The organism is Streptococcus canis (assembly GCF_900636575.1).
GTDB classification, from domain to species: domain Bacteria; phylum Bacillota; class Bacilli; order Lactobacillales; family Streptococcaceae; genus Streptococcus; species Streptococcus canis.
Window position 1 is genome coordinate 1344274 of the sequence record NZ_LR134293.1, and the last position, 16166, is coordinate 1360439.

Genomic DNA, 16166 nt, shown 5'->3' on the forward strand with positions numbered 1-16166 from the left:
GACTACAGTATCATTGGTCAAGCCTTTGGTGGGGAAAGCATTGATATTGCGCCTGACTCTACCACTTTCTTAAACGTTTTAGACTTATCCGATGACAATATGGATGAAGACCCTATTAAGGTCAAATCTGAATTTCTATTGTCTTGGATTGGGAAACTCTTAGACCGGAAAATGGACGGTCGAGAAAAGTCCCTGATTGACCGTGTGACACGGTTAACCTATAAGCATTTTGAGACACCATCTCTCGTAGAATGGGTCTTTGTTCTCTCTAAACAGCCTGAACAAGAAGCCAAGGACTTGGCACTCGATATGGAACTCTATGTTGAAGGCTCACTAGACATTTTTTCACACCACACCAACATCAAAACCGATAGTCATTTCCTCATTTACAATGTTAAAAAGTTAGGGGATGAGTTGAAGCAGATTGCCCTCATGGTCATCTTTGACCAGATTTGGAATCGTGTGGTTAAAAACCAAAAACTTGGCAAGAAGACCTGGATTTACTTTGATGAAATGCAGCTTCTGTTGTTGGATAAGTACGCTTCTGATTTCTTCTTCAAGCTCTGGAGTCGTGTTCGTAAGTATGGGGCCATTCCAACAGGCATTACTCAAAATGTAGAGACTCTTCTTTTAGATGCCAATGGCAGACGTATTATCGCAAATAGTGAGTTCATGATTCTCTTGAAGCAAGCAAAAAACGACCGTGAAGAGTTGGTTCACATGTTGGGGCTATCAAAAGAGCTTGAAAAATACTTGGTCAATCCAGAAAAAGGGGCAGGTCTTATTAAAGCAGGGGCAACAGTTGTTCCTTTCAAAAATAAGATTCCTCACCAAACCAAGCTCTTTGACATCATGAGTACCGATCCAGAAAAGATGAGGACATGAGATGAAAGAGGATAAAAAGCTGATCAAACAAGCCAGACAAAACTTTCGAAGCAACTTAAAATCAGCACGTATGTATTACCGGAAAGAAGTTAGGACCTTAAGACAGACTGTTCCAAAAAAAGGACGATTTCGAAAACCAACCCGAAATTCTCTTTTTCAGGAAAAGAATACAGAGTTAAAAGAAAATCTACTCAGTAGCCAAAAGGAAGCAGAAGAGAAGTTCCTAAAGGAAATTACCTATGTGTCTCCTAGACTGTTGAAGGTAAAGGAAATCAAGAAGTATCGACTTCCGCAAGCTCAAGAACGTTTGCGGACGGCAAGAAAACATTTGTCAGAAGTGAAACTAAGTGAAAAGTCAAAATCAGTTAATCCTAAGTTTACTTTCCAAAAAGAAAATCCTTCCTTGAAGTCTCGCTTTCAGTTTCACCAAGAAAAATCATTTGATCGACTAAGTGCAGAAAAAGAAGTAAGTTCTGCCAAACGTGAGGTCAAACAACTCAAGAAAGTCCAAAAGTCTAAGAAAAGTTCTACCAAAGTCAAAGCTGGATTAGGCTTAGTTGCATCTGAATCGCTTGACTTGGTGGCACAGGATGATGATTTAGATGGTCTAAGAACATTAAAGGATACTAGCTTGAAAGCCAGACGCTATGGCAGGTTTACCTATCAAGCAGGTAAAGTGGCGGTGAAAAGTGGTCAGACTGGTGTGCGTTTTACAAAAACGAAAGTGGCTCATGGAAAGGAACGATTCCAGAACTTCAAAAAGGGAAAAGGATTCACACGGCAGAAACCTCTTAAACCACAAAGACGCTACCGAACCTTTTTAAAGCATGCCAAAAAGCACAGTCTAGCAGGAGTTAAGGGGATTGCCCAAGCCATTAAGGGCAGTCTGACCTTCTTTTCTGCTATTGCGGGAAATCCTTTGACTTGGATTGTCTCAGGCATTCTCTTGATACTCCTTTTGATGTTGAGCTTTTTCATGAGTGTCTCAGGAAGCAGTGTCATTCAACAAGATGAAATGGAATTGACCAAGGCCTATACCCACATGACGTGGGAAGATGCGGAGCATACGAGAACCAACGAAAAAGGGATTACCTATTACACCAAGATTGATGAGGTCATGGTTTACATGAATCATCAATACCAAGACTACAAGTTAGATGATGTCATGGAAACAGGTGGTGCGACTTATAAAGCATTTCTCAGTCAAGTGTGGACATACTTAAACGATGGTGATTCTATTAAATCCATGTCTGACTTGTATAAAGAACCTGCTTACAAGCTGTCTGATGAGGATCAGGAAGAACTAAAGGAGTTGACCGAAGAAGGCAACTACCTAGCCCTTCAAGAATTGGCCAATCCCTTTCAGGGACAGAACGATGAGGATAGTTTAAACATGACCTACCGATATGGTTATGAGGTCATTGATGAGAAACCAACGCTTCATCACCATATCATCTTAGAAGCAAAAGAAGGTCAAGTCATTGTGGCTCCAATGGATGGCAAGGTATCTCTTGATGGAGAGAATATTATCATGAAAAGGCAACACTTTTCTGTACAGATTTTATAAAGTGCTTTTTCTAAACGACTAAACGTTTGGTCATCGGTGTTTGGTAGTTGAGGCAGCTGTGAATGCGGTGGTGATTCCACCAGTGGACATAGTCCTTAGTTTTGAGGGCCAATTCTTCTAGCGTCTGGAAAGTTTCCTGGTGGACAAATTCCATTTTGAAAGCACGATAGGTACTTTCAGCAACGGCATTGTCGTAAGGACAACCTGCTTGACTAAGAGAGCGGGTGATTCCGAAGGCCTCCAACATGTCATCAATCAAAGTATTATCAAACTCCTTCCCACGATCTGACTGGAATATCTTGACTTTGGTCAGAGCGTAAGGGATGCTCTGAATCGCTTGTTTGACCAATTCGGGGGTCTTGTGCCAACCAACTGACAGACCGATGATTTCACGATTGAAGAGGTCAATAATCAAGCAAACATAAGCCCAACCATTACCGACACGAACGTAGGTTAAGTCTGACACTAAAGCTTTTAGAGGCTTTTCTTGATGAAATTGTCTGGCTAAGTGATTAGGAATAGCTGCCTCATTCTTCCCTTTTGAATATGGCTTGAAGGCTGCTTTCTGGTAAACGGATACTAAGTTGAGTCTGTGCATGATGCGACGAATCCGACGACGAGACAGCTGGATGCCTTCATTTTTCAAACATTTCTTGATTTTCCTAGCCCCGTATCTGGCCTTACTTTCGAGAAAAATAGCTTTGATTTTTTCTTCAAGCTCGGTATCAGATACGGATTCCACAGCTTTGTAGTAATAGCTAGAACGAGGAATACCCAACCACCGACACATGGCTGAAATACTATATTTGTCTTTGTTAGCAGTGATTACTTCTCTTTTCGTGCCATAATCACCGCCGCTTGCTTTAGGATATCTAGCTGCATTTCGAGTTCTTTATTACGCTTTCGGAGTTCCATCAGCTCACGCTGCTCATCTGTAAGATTATCAATAGTTTTAAAGGAACCAGTTGTTTTTGCCTGACGTACCCACTTATCGAAGGTTGATGGGGTTAACTCATATTCTTTGATAAGCTCACTTCGTTTCATCCCTGCATTGTGAAGGTCAACGATTTGTTGCTTAAAGTCGTCGGCGAAGTGGCGACGTATTTTTCTAGACATAATATTCTCCTATTTTCTTTAGTGTAGAACACTTTATAAGACTGTCTAGTTTAGTGTAACCTATTCAATTTTGTACTTTTTGGAGTAAAAACGATATCAGGTCGTAGCTATACTGCTATTGCTGACATAAAAATTGAAGTTAATGGAAATGCTAGAGCTGAGGGTGCATTTTTTGATGTAAAAAGTCTATCTAGTGATGGGAACCAAAAAACCTTAGCAGGAGGTAAAGGTGTATCACATATGAATGATTCGATAGGTAAGTGGTCTAAACAAGAAATCACCTTTACTGCAATTGGGGATGCTACACATGCTGGACTGGTTAAATGGCACGATAATCAATGCGATTACAATACATTGAATACAGTTACTAAATTAGATAATTTAAAAGTATATGAAAACACAGTCTTTAATGAAGTTTGGAGAGATGAGTTTGAAGGAAAAAATTAAATAATTCCTACTGGGGATATGAGTTGGGGAATATACGTGGAAATGAGCAACAACATTATAGTAGTAAGGATAATGTTGATGTTACTGATGGTAAACTTATTTTAAAAGTTATTGATCGTCCTTCTGAAGATCAATATTATAACCGTCAAAAACATGGAAAAAATGCAAGATTAGTTCATTATAATTCTGGTAGTGTACGAACTGTTGGAAAGCAAGAATTTTTGTTTGGTCGAATAGAAGCAAAAATGAAATTACCTAAAGGTCAAGCAGTTTTTTCAGCTTTTTGGACACTTGGAGCAGATTTTAATTTAGACGGAAGGATTGAATCTGGTCAAGGTTATGGATGGCCGTCAACTGGAGAAATTGATATTATGGAGTTAATTGGCTCCTCTAGTGGTCGTGGTAATAGAGTTATTTATGGAACTCCTCATTTCTACTATGATAAGGAAGATGCTGATAAAAATGGTAATCCAGGCTCTGGATTTAGTGGAAATCTTACATTAGATAAAGATTTTTCTGAAGAATTTCATGTTTTTGGGATTAATTGGTCAGAGGATTGTATTGAATGGTATGTAGATGATGTGGTTTATAACACGATAGTTTATGATAATTCAGAACGTTCCCAAGCTCTAAAAAAAAGCCTTTAATAGGCCACAGTACATCCAATTTAATCTTGCTACTGGTGGAAACTGGCTTGGTATTGCTGGAAAGAATCTTGCGGGACAATCTGTTGAAGTTGATTGGGTTCGTTGATTACAAAGTGATGAACAAAAAGCATCAATGGATTCTTATTATAAAACAAAGCCCATTATAAATGGTGTTAAAAATCATATTATAATCGAAGGTACTATTCCTTCGCTCCTTGAGGGAGTATCTGTAAATAATAGTGGGTACAGAGTTGAGTATTCAATAGATAATGAGCATATGTTTGTTAATTCCAGAAGTGCAGGAGGGAGAAATGAAGTTGTAAACGTTGTAGAAAATTCTAATAGTTATTCTAAAATTTCAAATCTTCCTTCGGGAATATATAATATTTACTACACAACAATACCGAACGCAAATGATTACTCAGGAAGAGGGACTCCTATTTATAAGATGACACGAGCTCACAGCTATTTGATTATTTTCCCAGAAAGATTAAAAGGAGTCAAAGGTCAAAAACTATCAACTATTTCACTTCCAAAAGGATGGAATTGGGTTAATCCTGATGAAATCTTGATAGATTACTCTACGCATGCTATTACTTTTACGAATTTAAATGATCCAATTAGCCCTAATAAAAGAAGAGTATTTGAAACATCAATCAGTGGCGACTTTTTACTAAACCACTGAATTAGATTGTTTAGAAGAATTGTTCAAGATACAGTTTATGAATATAGTAAAAAATATAAAAATGAAAAGAGGTATATTTTATGAATGGATTTAATCAATTCATTGAGAACAGACTGATGCCTGTGGCAGCAAAAATGAGCTCCAATAAAGCTTTAGTAGCAATACGTGATGGTATTACCCTATCAATGCCATTACTTATTATTGGTTCTATATTTATGATTATCGCGTCATTTCCTTTTCCAGGATGGGAGTCTTGGTTAGGAGAAATTGGAGTTGCTGGTTATCTTTGGAAAGGTGTTGATGGTAGTTTTAGTCTTTTAGGACTTGTTTCAGCATTTGGGATTGCGTATAGTTACTCTAAACAAGAAAAAGTAGACGGTGTAGCATCAGGTTTAATTTCACTGGCTTCATTTATCACCGTAACACCATATGTTAATTCTAGTATAGTTGCATTGGCAAATCCTGATGTAACATTACCTAAAGGCTTTGCTGTTCCAAGCGGTATTATGGCTTCATATATGTCTGCGAAGGGTGTTTTTGTTGCAATCTTACTTGGTTTAATTAGTGCAATAGTCTATGATTGGTTTATAAATCATAATATCCAGATAACATTACCAGATTCTGTTCCACCTGCAGTTGCAAGAAGCTTCTCAGCAATTATTCCTGGTGCTATTATAATAACATTCTGGTTAATGTTATATGGGATTTTAGATGCAAATAATCTTCCAAATCTCCATGAGCTTGCTCAAACAATTCTAGGTAAGCCTCTTGGATTGCTAGGAAGTAATGTTATTGGGGTTAGTATTTTAGCAGGTCTTAATTCATTATTCTGGTTTGTTGGTATTCATGGCGGTAATACCGTAAATGCAATTATGAAGCCAACATGGATAGATAATTTATCATCAAATGTTTCTGCTTATCAAGCTGGAGAACCATTGAAAGAAATTTTTACTACACCATTTATGGATAACTTTGTCTATATCGGTGGTGGGGGTGCTACGATTGGTCTTGTACTATGTATCGCTTGGTATGCAAAAAGGAAAAATGGTAGTAAACAATCTAAAGTTTTAGCTCCTTTAACTGTTATACCAGGTTTCTTTAATATTAATGAACCAACAATGTTTGGACTTCCAGTGGTTATGAATGTATCATTACTTATTCCGTTTATTTTAGCTCCAATGGTTAATACAATAGTTGCATGGCTAGCAATGTCATCTGGACTTGTACCTTTAACTCGTGCTGAAGCCTCATGGACTATGCCACCAATCTTATCAGGCTTCCTAACTACTGGTAGTGTTATGGGATCACTACTACAAATTGTTTTAATTATCATTGACATAGCACTATATCTGCCGTTCTTTATGGCTATGGAAAAAGAATTTAAAAAACAAGAGAAAAGTGAGGAATAAATAATGGTAAAAAGATTTTTAAATTGTAATACTTCAGAGATGTTAGCGATGTCAGCAGCTGAATTAAAACAGAGCATAAAAGCTTCTGAAGGACGTATTATTCTCTCAGAGAATGTAGCACCTAGAGAGCCATATATTTCGGAATTTACCAATTCTGAGATGGCAAGAGCTTTTGGTGCTGATCTTATATTACTCAACTTGGTAGATGTTTTTGAACCTGATATTGCAGGCTTAGGAAATTATGAAGGTAATTTTGTTGACAGACTTCATTATTTGGTAGGGCGTCCAATTGGTATTAATTTAGAGCCAGTAGATGATGATGCAGAAATGATAGAAGAAAAATTGTCCATTTCAAAAGGACGACAGGCACGACTTGAGAGTATCAAGGAGATTGAAAAATTAGGTTTTGATTTTGTTTGTTTTACAGGAAATCCGGGTGCAGGTGTTACCAATAAGGCCATTCTTGAAGCTGTTTCCATTGCAAAAACAGAGTTTTCTGGTCTCATTTTTGCTGGGAAAATGCATGCAGCGGGAGTAGATGAAGCTGTTGTTGATTTGGAGGCAGTGAAATCTCTTGTAGAGGCTGGTGCGGATGTTGTTTTAGCACCGTCAATAGGGACGGTACCAGGGTTTACAGTTGGAGATTTAACATCAATTGTTAAAGTAGCGCATGAAGCTGGGGCATTAGTAATGACTGCTATTGGAACTAGTCAAGAGAGTTCTGAACCTGAAACTATCCGTTATATGGCACTTAAAAATAAAATGTGTGGCGTAGATATACAGCATATTGGAGACTCTGGATATGGTGGTTTAGCACCAGTTGAAAATATTTTTACAATGAGTAAAGCTATCCGTGGACAGCGTCACACTCTTGCAATGATTGGTAAATCAATTAATAGATAAGGGAAAAATAATGAGAACAATTTTATTAGCATGTGCTGCAGGTATGTCAACAAGTCTTCTAGTTTCAAAAATGGAAAAAGCAGCTCAAGAAAAGGATATTGTAGCTAAAATTTATGCTGTTTCTGTAGCGGAACTAGATAAAGAATTAGATAATAATACGATTGATATTGTATTACTAGGACCTCAAGTTCGTTATGAAGAAAATAATATGCGAACCAAATTAGAACCATATGGAATACCTTTAGCAGTAATTAATATGCAAGACTATGGCATGATGAATGGTGGTAAAGTTCTAGATACTGCTCTTTCACTTATAGAATAGGAGAAGAAAATGTCAGAAGAACAATTAGAAATTATCATGAGCTTAATCATAAATAGTGGTGAAGCTAAGAGTCTTTCAATGGAAGCTATTAACAATGCAAAGATTGGTCACTTTAGCGTAGCTGATGAAAAAATAGCATCAGCTCAGGAAACTCTAATTATAGCTCATCAAGCACAAACAAAATTACTTTCACAAGAAGCGGATGGCGAAGAGTTTTCATTAAGTTTACTGACTATTCATAGTCAAGATCATTTAATGACTTCAATGACATTTTTAGATCTTGCAAAAGAAATCGTTGATTTATATCGTTCAAAATAAGGATTTTGTGGCAAATAGCTAACTTTAAATAAAAAATGAACAAAACTAGCCTACTTCCTTTACGGAAGTAGGCTTTTGAGATAGAATAAATGATAGGAAAACGTTTCATTTTTATAAGGATTTCTATGTTATCAAAAAAACAATTAATACAAAGTCAAAAAATAGTGAATAGCTTATACCTTCATGGTCCAATGTCAAGAGCTGATTTAGCTAGATTACTTCATATTACTCCCGCAACAATTACAGAAATAACGGCTTATCTTATCTCTAAAAAGATTCTTTTTGAAGAAAATGGTGGGTTGAAAGATTTAAAGACTGGTAGAAAGAAAATCCCGTTACAAATTGTTGCCGATCATGCGTATTTTATCGGTGTTGAGATTAGTGAAGTGAAAATTGTTTGCTGTTTAACAGATAGTGTTGGTAGAGTTATTTCTTCTACAGTAATCACCCAAGATAGTAATTATTCTTTTCCGTTATCAGAGACTGATGTTTTGAAAATCATTGTTGATTTTATTGAGGTTAATAATGATTATGTTGTTAGGGCTATCGGAATTGCTATTCCAGGGCATTACGATAAAACGAAAGATATTATTTTATCCAATAGAGAGATATGGTCTCAGTTTCAAATTTCAAAAATTAAGAATAATATCCATATACCTGTTTATGTGAAAAATAATGTTAAATGTATGGCTTTAGCAAAACTTTATTATGATTCTTATAAAGATATCCTTAATTTTGTTTTTGTTAATCTTAAACGTGGTATATTCGCAGCTTATGTCTATCAAGGAGAGTTATACGGAGATAGTAATTATCTCGTTGGTGAAGTTGGTCACAGTGTTATGAATCCAAATGGTGAGCAGTGTGAGTGTGGAAAGGCTGGTTGTTTACAAACTTATTCCAGTTTATCATGGATTGTAAAAAAATCTAGGCTTGCTTATGAGTCAGGAAGAACTCAGTTTTTATCACATTTAGTTGATTCAGTTGATGATTTAACTATTGAACATATTATTCAGGCCTATCGTATGGGAGAAGAATTGATCTATCAAATTATAGATCAATCGGTTTTATACTTAGCTCAGTTAATTAATAACCTTTTAATTTTTGTAGATGTAGAGACCATCTATATTCATGGTAAACTCTTTGAAGAAGAACTAATAGCTGAAAAACTTAGAAAAAAACTAGAAGCCAGTAAGTCAATTATTGATGCTGATAGAAAAGTAAAACGTGTTATTCTTCCATACAAAGCCAATTTTGGAGCTCTTGGAGCATCAGCATTAGCATTGCGGCAAACGATATTGTCTAAGTAAATTTAGTTATTCCCAATTTGTAAAATTAAGCTAGACGTTTAAGGTGACTCAAAAAAACTTGATAAGGCGTTTGGTCATAGGAACTTAGATAAATAATAGGAGCATTTAGTTTAGTCTGATTGCTCCTTCAGACTGAAGACAAAGTCCTTAGAATTCTTATTCTAAGGGCTTTTTGTAATGTGAAGTGCTATAATAGAGATAGGAAAAAATGGGAGGAATGGCTATGTTTCACAAAGAAAATCCTAACGATAATCGAGGTTTAGTCGGTTTCTACAGCTTAGATGAGCTGGTTCCCAAAGACCATCTCCTGCGTCAGATTGAAGAGACTGTTGACTTCTCCTTCATCTATGACTTGGTGGAGGATAGCTACTGTCCTGACAATGGCAGACCTAGTCTGGACCCTGTTCTTCTGATTAAAATTCCCATTATTCAAACCCTGTTTGGCATTCGCTCCATGCGTCAAACGATCAAGGACATCGAGGTCAATGTGGCCTATCGCTGGTTTCTTGGGCTAACCTTGGAAGATAAGGTTCCTCACTTCACGACCTAGGGGAAAAATGTGACTAGACGCTTTCAGGACAAGAAGGTTATTGAAGCTATCTTCAGTCATATCCTAGCCTTGTCTATCAACGCAGGCCTAATAGACCCAGTCGAGATTTTTGTGGATGGCACCCACATCAAGGCCAACGCTAATGGTCGCAAGTATATCAACCAGGAAGTTGACCAACAAGCCAAGTTTATGAGTGACCAGTTAGAAAAAGAGATTGAGAAGGACAGGAGAAAGTATGACAAAAAGTCGCTAAGGCCCGCAAAAGCAAGTAAGCCACGGGCTAAGAAAATCTCTACCACTGACCCTGAGAGTGGTTGGTTTCATAAAGGAGACCATAAGGAAGTTTTCGCTTACACCGCACAAGTCGCCTGTGATAAATACGGTTGGGCTTTGGGCTACTCTGTTCATGCAGGAAATGTCCATGATAGCCAAGCCTTTTCAAAGCTCTTTGCGCAGATTAAAGATTTTCAACCAACTTACCTGATTGCGGACTCTGGCTACAAGACGCCAGCTATTGTCTGTTTTCTCCTCCAAGAAGACATTACACCTGTATTTCCCTATACCCGACTCCGAGGCAAAAAGGGGAAACTTCGCCCTAAGGATTTCATCTATGATGACTATTATGATGTCTACCTTTGTCCTGAAAATCAGATTCTAACCTACCGCACAACCACCCGTGATGGTTACCGTGACTATAAGAGCACCCCTAAGATTTGTGCCACTTGTCCACTCTTATCCCTTTGTACCGAAAGGCGAGATCAGCAAAAGGTTGTCACTCGTCATGTCTGGAAGGATGCTTTGGAGGTTTGTGAGGATATTCGGCATCAGAGAGGGATGAAAGAGAGAGAGCAGAAACGGAAAGAGACCATTGAGCGACTCTTTGGGACAGCCAAGGAGTATCATAACCTCAGGTACACGAGACAGATTGGTAAGTCCAAGATGCAGGATAAGCTTGGGCTAGCGTTAGCCTGCATCAATCTCAAAAAATACACCAAAATCATGTCTAGGAAGGCCTTTTTATTTGGCTCAAATGAGCCACTTTCTCACATTTTTACTAGTTTAGAGAATGACAAAAGACAAACCCGAACAAAAAGCAGGGTTTCTCTGCGGTCTGGCCTTGATTTCAAGCCTTTTTTGAATTTTTGGGTGAAGTATCAATCAAACAATCTGAAGTGAGGTAGTTGGATTGATAGCGGTAAAGTATAAAATTTATTCCCACATACGCAGAGGGGGTGCAAAATGTTCTGACAGGTAGGGTATCTGTGGGAATAGTTTTGCCCCCACTTTTTTGATTTTCTGATATCACCAAGATGGTCGATAGAAGTGTGAGTTCTATATGTTGATACTACATATTTTAAAGTTAGTATTTTTAAATCAATAAGATAATATCCTTATTTTAACATTTAGAGAAAAGTAGTATAATAATAGAAAAGAAGAGAGTTCGTGGTTGTTAATAGATATAATCTTGTTTACAATCATAATATTTCTGAGAATAGTCACTGCCTTTGAAAAGCTTTATTCGTAAAAGGTATAGAAATATAATATTTTTTGAAGAGGTAAAGGAGAAAATAAGATCTGTTTAATTTAGGGTACTGATAAATCAGAATGGAGGTGATTTTTTTGCGAACATACGAAAATAAAGAAGAGCTGAAAAAAGAAATAAATAAAGCATTTGAGAAATATATTTCAGAATTTGATAATATTCCAGAAAATTTAAAGGACAAGAGAGTTGATGAAGTTGATAGAACTCCAGCAGAAAACCTTTCATATCAGGTTGGATGGACAAGCTTAGTTCTTAAATGGGAAGAAGATGAAAAAAAGGGACTTCAAGTAAAAACACCATCGGATGAATTTAAATGGAATCAGCTTGGTGAATTATATCAGTGGTTCACAGATACCTATGCTCATTTATCTTTGCAAGAGTTGAAAGCAAAATTAAATGAAAATATTAATTCTATCTATGCAATGATTGATTCGTTGAGTGAGGAAGAATTATTTGAACCGCATATGAGAAAGTGGGCTGACGAAGCGACTAAAACAGCGACTTGGGAGGTGTATAAGTTTATTCATGTAAATACGGTTGCACCTTTTGGAACTTTCCGAACTAAAATCAGAAAATGGAAGAAGGTAGTATTATAAACTATATTTTTAACTTTAAAAAAGTTCATAAAAATGGTCACCAAAGGCGATAGAAGAAAAAACTATCGTCTTTTTCTTTGCAAATTTATAAGGGAGGAGGTGAAGCAATGGACTTTGATTATTTCTATAACAGAGAAGCAGAACGATTTAACTTTCTGAAAGTGCCTGAAATATTGGTGGACGCAGAAGAATTTAAAGGACTGTCTGCGGAAGCAATTATCCTTTATTCCATGCTTTTAAAACGAACAGGAATGTCCTTTAAGAATAATTGGATAGATAAGGAAGAGTATATATCTACTTTACAGTCGAAGAAATTATGAAAAAACGAGGTATGTCCAAACCTACCGTTATAAAAACATTAGACGAGCTGGATGTCAAAAAAGGAATCGGACGAATTGAACGAGTAAGACTTGGATTTGATAAGCCGAACATCATTTATGTCAAAGACTGGACGTATACTATAAACATAGACACAAAATATGTGCTATAGTATGTCTCAGAAGATACTAAAACAAAAGGACTTTTTTATGTCAGGTTTTAAACGCTATTTAAACGCTATGATGAAGAGTTTAAACAATTTCTCGTCAATCTCTACCAAACAGGAAAAACACAAACCGAACTCTGTAAAGATTACGGTATTTCTCACTCTGCACTGGCTCGTTGGATCAAGCAATACCATCAAGTCAAACTTGACGATGATACCGTTGCCGTCTTCATGCAGAATTCAAATTCGAGCATGCGATACAGACTTTGTGTCGCGTTTGACAGGTTAATCGCTCTACTTACTATGCTTATTTAAAATATAAACCTTCAAAACGGGAATTTGATAACCAAAAGTACAGAAAACTTATTCTTGAAATATATCACAAAGCCAAGAAAAGATTAGGAACACATAAAATTAGAATCATTCTTATCAGAGACTATGACATACTGAGTCAACGCCTTTAGACGTTGGCTAGTAATAGGGGTTTATAGCCCTTGTTCAAACTAACAGAAAGACTTTTTAATTTTGTATCTGGTTTAGTATTTGCTGTCGTCCATAATAGAACAGAAAGATTAGCATTTAACACGGTCTTGCACGCGATGACAAGCCTCATTACTCTGATGCTGATAGAGTTGATGATTTCAGCAAGTGTTGGTTAGAACTTCTTAATAAAATGAGTTTTTGGTAGAGTCGGTTGCTCATCAGAATTCTCTTTGCTTTCCTTTTATGAGCTATTTTGTGTTACAGTTGTCACTTTTTTTCTAACTGTACTAATGACTTTTTTCTTAGATAAGAAAGCGCTAAATTATCTGGTATGATGCTTTTTATTTTTTATAAGTCACTTGGTTTGCTTTTTTCAATATTCTTCTGTTACAATAAAATTATCTTTCTAAGAAAACTGTTATAGGGACCTTAAGTTTCCTTGATATGAAAGAATAATTAGCAATATTACTAATGTTTTTCTTTGTTAGCATTTATTTACAATGCTAGGGAGTTGTCGTTGTTGTCAGTTTTGTAACTGATTGATTGAGAAAAGGAGATTCTTCTAATGAAAAAACTGTTGTCACTTGTTCTGACATGTTTAGCTGGTTTTGTTTTGGTGGCTTGCGGATTACAAGCAAAGCAAGGTGATTCTGGAAAATCATCATCTACTAAAACAAAGGATATGACCGTTGTTAAAGTAGCTGCTCATACGAGCCCTATGACGGATATGCTTGAAGCAGTAAAGGATAATTTAGCTAAAGAAGGCTATAAGCTAGAAGTAGTCACTGTTACGGATAATATTCAAGCCAACGTTGCTTTAAAAAATAAAGAAGTGGATGCTAATTTCTTCCAACATAAACCATTTATGGAAATGTTTAATAAAGGAAACGATGCTAATCTGGTTCAAGTGCAGCCTATTTACGATGCTATTGTGGCTTTCTATGGTAAAGACCTTAAAGACATCAAGGATCTTAAGGATGGTGCAGATGTTGCCATTCCAAATGATCCAACCAATATGACCCGCGCCCTTCGCTTGTTAGCAGAACACAAGGTCATTAGCCTGCGTGATCCAAAGAGCATGTCAGTGACTGTAGAAGATATTACGGAAAATCCCAAAAATCTTATTTTTTCACCAGTTTCCTTGCTTAATTTGAATGAAGCTTACAAGGAAAAAGATATGATTTTCAACTACCCAACTTATATTGCCAAACTTCATTTGACTCCTACAAAAGATGGTGTGCTTGTTGAAGAAAGTAAGGATCACTTCTTTGCTGTGTCACTTGTTGCGCGTGAGGATAACAAAGATAGCAAAGCTGTTAAAGCTGTTCAAAAAGCGTTGACAAGCAAGGAAATCAAAACCTTTATCGAGGACAAGTTAAAAGGTCATGCTAAGGTCGCTTTCTAAAGCATACAGATAAACACTGTCAAAAACTCTTCTAGCCGTGTTTTAGAAGAGTTTTTTTTGATAGAGAGTCCTTGCTTTTTGAAAACAAGCTGCTACAATAAATAGAACTAAGACTATTGTAACGATATGAAAAGGTAAGGAGAGCCAAATGTCAATCATCAAGCACGAGCTTCCCCTTTTAGAAGTTGATAGTCATCCATCAGCCGTCATTATGCCTAATCATGAAGGACTAGCTATTCAGCTTCCAGGCAAGTGTGTCTATGCTTTCCTAGAAGACGAGGTTGAAGCTTTTGCTTTAGACCATCAGGGTAAAAAAATTGCAGAATTTATTTCAGCCACAAAGGGTTACCCTGTTTACCTGATTTCCTATAAAGGCCAAGACATTTGCCTTGCTCAGGCTCCCGTTGGCTCGGCTCCTGCTGCACAATTCATGGATTGGCTGATTGGTTACGGTGTTACAGAGATCATTAGTACAGGAACTTGTAGCGTCTTAATACCTATCGAAGAAAACCGTTTTTTAGTGCCAATCAAGGCTTTGCGAGATGAAGGGACAAGTTATCATTACGTGGCACCATCTCGTTATATTAACATGAATTCCCAGATGCTTCGACTGATTGAGAAAACGCTTTTAGCACAGGGGGTAGCTTATCAAGAGGTTATCACCTGCTCAACAGATGGTTTTTACCGAGAGACAAAAGAGAAAGTGGCTTATCGCCGCGAAGAAGGTTGTTCGGTTGTTGAGATGGAATGTGCTGCCTTAGCAGCAGTAGCTCAGCTCAGGGAGGTCCTTTGGGGACAACTCTTATTTACAGCAGGTGCTCTAGCAGATGTAGGGGGTTACGATCAACGCAACTGGGGCGCTGATTCCTTTAGCTTTGCACTTCATTTATGTTTGGAGGTGCTCACTAGGCTAGAAAAGGATGGAAAAGCTACTCATTTTTGAAACAGGAGCCCTGCTTTCTTTTCACATTTGTAGTATAATGAGGCTTGTATTGATAGCATAGAAAAGAGAGAAACAATGTCAGATTTAACACAAGAGATGACCTTAAATGTCATTAGTATTTTTGATAATTACCAAATTGAACTTGCTGAAAAAGGGCACCTTATTTTAAGCACAGAAGTGACTGAGACGGCGTTGAATTATTATGGAAATGCCCATGGCGGTTATCTATTTACCCTATGTGACCAAGTAGGTGGTTTAGTTGCTAGAACGACTGGCGTAGAATCCGTAACGTTACAAGCCAATACTAACTATTTAAAAGCAGGGCACAAGGGAGACAAATTGATGGTCGAAGGCCGGTTGGTTCATGGAGGTCGAACCACACAGCTGGTTGATGTGACTATTCATAATCAGACAGGAGCTCTCTTAACAAAAGCTAGCTTGACCATGTTTGTGACCGGCCGACGTAAGAACGAGTGATTAATAGACGGCTAAAAAGTTCTAACTCTTTGAGACTTGGGATTTTTTCTTATTGAAAGACACAAGAAAGAGGCTGTTT

At 37.2% G+C, this 16166-nt stretch carries 13 protein-coding genes and 5 pseudogenes; 17 read left to right on the top strand and 1 reads right to left on the bottom strand.

Annotated elements, in window-relative coordinates; genetic code table 11:
- Both EL097_RS06885 and EL097_RS06890 read left to right on the top strand, forming a co-directional pair.
- Positions 1-885, top strand: a pseudogene (locus EL097_RS06885) (VirB4-like conjugal transfer ATPase, CD1110 family); the annotation flags it as partial.
- A gap of 1 nt (position 886) precedes the next feature.
- A pseudogene (locus tag EL097_RS06890) lies at positions 887-2419 on the top strand (phage tail tip lysozyme); the annotation flags it as partial.
- A 43-nt stretch (positions 2420-2462) separates the two neighbouring features.
- On the opposite strand, the gene EL097_RS06895 reads toward EL097_RS06890, so the two are convergent.
- Positions 2463-3568 (bottom strand): IS3 family transposase gene (locus EL097_RS06895; protein WP_086014927.1). Its coding sequence is split into 2 segments (ribosomal slippage): positions 2463-3292 and positions 3292-3568, totalling 1107 coding nucleotides; the frame shifts between segments, so codons are not numbered across the junction.
- 240 nt (positions 3569-3808) lie between these two features.
- On the opposite strand from EL097_RS06895, the gene EL097_RS06900 reads away from it, so the two are divergent.
- The 15 genes and pseudogenes from EL097_RS06900 (at position 3809) to EL097_RS06970 (ending at position 16087) form a co-directional block, all read left to right on the top strand.
- Entirely contained in the window at positions 3809-4015 is a 207-nt protein-coding gene (locus tag EL097_RS06900; protein ID WP_003044027.1) for a hypothetical protein, read from the top strand.
- 23 nt (positions 4016-4038) lie between these two features.
- Complete coding sequence (locus tag EL097_RS06905) at positions 4039-4662, top strand: glycoside hydrolase family 16 protein (RefSeq protein WP_051026414.1); 624 nt, start codon at positions 4039-4041, stop codon at positions 4660-4662.
- 133 nt (positions 4663-4795) lie between these two features.
- On the top strand, positions 4796-5347 hold the full coding sequence (locus tag EL097_RS06910; protein ID WP_051026413.1) for a hypothetical protein: 552 nt from the start codon (positions 4796-4798) through the stop codon (positions 5345-5347).
- Between the two features lie 80 nt (positions 5348-5427).
- On the top strand, positions 5428-6756 hold the full coding sequence (locus EL097_RS06915; protein ID WP_003044025.1) for a PTS sugar transporter subunit IIC: 1329 nt from the start codon (positions 5428-5430) through the stop codon (positions 6754-6756).
- 3 nt (positions 6757-6759) lie between these two features.
- Positions 6760-7659 carry a DUF7916 family protein gene (locus EL097_RS06920; RefSeq protein ID WP_003044023.1) on the top strand — a complete coding sequence of 300 codons (900 nt, stop codon included), beginning with the start codon at positions 6760-6762 and terminating at the stop codon, positions 7657-7659.
- Positions 7660-7669: 10 nt separating this feature from the next.
- Positions 7670-7981, top strand: a complete 312-nt coding sequence (locus tag EL097_RS06925) for a PTS sugar transporter subunit IIB (RefSeq protein WP_003044021.1) — start codon at positions 7670-7672, stop codon at positions 7979-7981.
- Positions 7982-7990: 9 nt separating this feature from the next.
- Entirely contained in the window at positions 7991-8299 is a 309-nt protein-coding gene (locus EL097_RS06930) for a PTS lactose/cellobiose transporter subunit IIA (protein ID WP_003044019.1), read from the top strand.
- Positions 8300-8424: 125 nt separating this feature from the next.
- Positions 8425-9606, top strand: a complete 1182-nt coding sequence (locus EL097_RS06935) for an ROK family transcriptional regulator (protein WP_003044017.1) — start codon at positions 8425-8427, stop codon at positions 9604-9606.
- A 223-nt stretch (positions 9607-9829) separates the two neighbouring features.
- Positions 9830-11332 (top strand): annotated as a pseudogene (locus EL097_RS06940) (IS1182 family transposase).
- Positions 11333-11776: 444 nt separating this feature from the next.
- Positions 11777-12295, top strand: a complete 519-nt coding sequence (locus tag EL097_RS06945) for a ClbS/DfsB family four-helix bundle protein (protein WP_129545004.1) — start codon at positions 11777-11779, stop codon at positions 12293-12295.
- 107 nt (positions 12296-12402) lie between these two features.
- Positions 12403-12746, top strand: a pseudogene (locus tag EL097_RS06950) (replication initiator protein A); the annotation flags it as partial.
- A gap of 96 nt (positions 12747-12842) precedes the next feature.
- Positions 12843-13222, top strand: a pseudogene (locus EL097_RS06955) (transposase); the annotation flags it as partial.
- A gap of 605 nt (positions 13223-13827) precedes the next feature.
- Complete coding sequence (locus tag EL097_RS06960) at positions 13828-14667, top strand: MetQ/NlpA family ABC transporter substrate-binding protein (RefSeq protein WP_003044013.1); 840 nt, start codon at positions 13828-13830, stop codon at positions 14665-14667.
- A gap of 148 nt (positions 14668-14815) precedes the next feature.
- Positions 14816-15610 (top strand): nucleoside phosphorylase, encoded by a 795-nt coding sequence (locus EL097_RS06965; RefSeq protein WP_003044012.1) that lies wholly within the window; start codon positions 14816-14818, stop codon positions 15608-15610.
- Between the two features lie 75 nt (positions 15611-15685).
- The gene (locus EL097_RS06970) at positions 15686-16087 is read left to right on the top strand and encodes a PaaI family thioesterase (protein ID WP_003044010.1); all 402 of its coding nucleotides are present in this window, start codon (positions 15686-15688) and stop codon (positions 16085-16087) included.
- Positions 16088-16166: the final 79 nt, after the last annotated feature.

What these genes read in the sequence shown, in the direction of transcription:
- EL097_RS06965 (WP_003044012.1), top strand. Translation starts at nt 14,816, where the DNA reads ATGTCAATCATCAAGCACGAGCTTCCCCTTTTAGAAGTTGATAGTCAT.
- EL097_RS06935 (WP_003044017.1), top strand. Translation starts at nt 8,425, where the DNA reads ATGTTATCAAAAAAACAATTAATACAAAGTCAAAAAATAGTGAATAGC.
- EL097_RS06900 (WP_003044027.1), top strand. Translation starts at nt 3,809, where the DNA reads ATGAATGATTCGATAGGTAAGTGGTCTAAACAAGAAATCACCTTTACT.
- EL097_RS06925 (WP_003044021.1), top strand. Translation starts at nt 7,670, where the DNA reads ATGAGAACAATTTTATTAGCATGTGCTGCAGGTATGTCAACAAGTCTT.
- EL097_RS06960 (WP_003044013.1), top strand. Translation starts at nt 13,828, where the DNA reads ATGAAAAAACTGTTGTCACTTGTTCTGACATGTTTAGCTGGTTTTGTT.
- EL097_RS06910 (WP_051026413.1), top strand. Translation starts at nt 4,796, where the DNA reads ATGGATTCTTATTATAAAACAAAGCCCATTATAAATGGTGTTAAAAAT.
- EL097_RS06915 (WP_003044025.1), top strand. Translation starts at nt 5,428, where the DNA reads ATGAATGGATTTAATCAATTCATTGAGAACAGACTGATGCCTGTGGCA.
- EL097_RS06970 (WP_003044010.1), top strand. Translation starts at nt 15,686, where the DNA reads ATGTCAGATTTAACACAAGAGATGACCTTAAATGTCATTAGTATTTTT.
- EL097_RS06920 (WP_003044023.1), top strand. Translation starts at nt 6,760, where the DNA reads ATGGTAAAAAGATTTTTAAATTGTAATACTTCAGAGATGTTAGCGATG.
- EL097_RS06930 (WP_003044019.1), top strand. Translation starts at nt 7,991, where the DNA reads ATGTCAGAAGAACAATTAGAAATTATCATGAGCTTAATCATAAATAGT.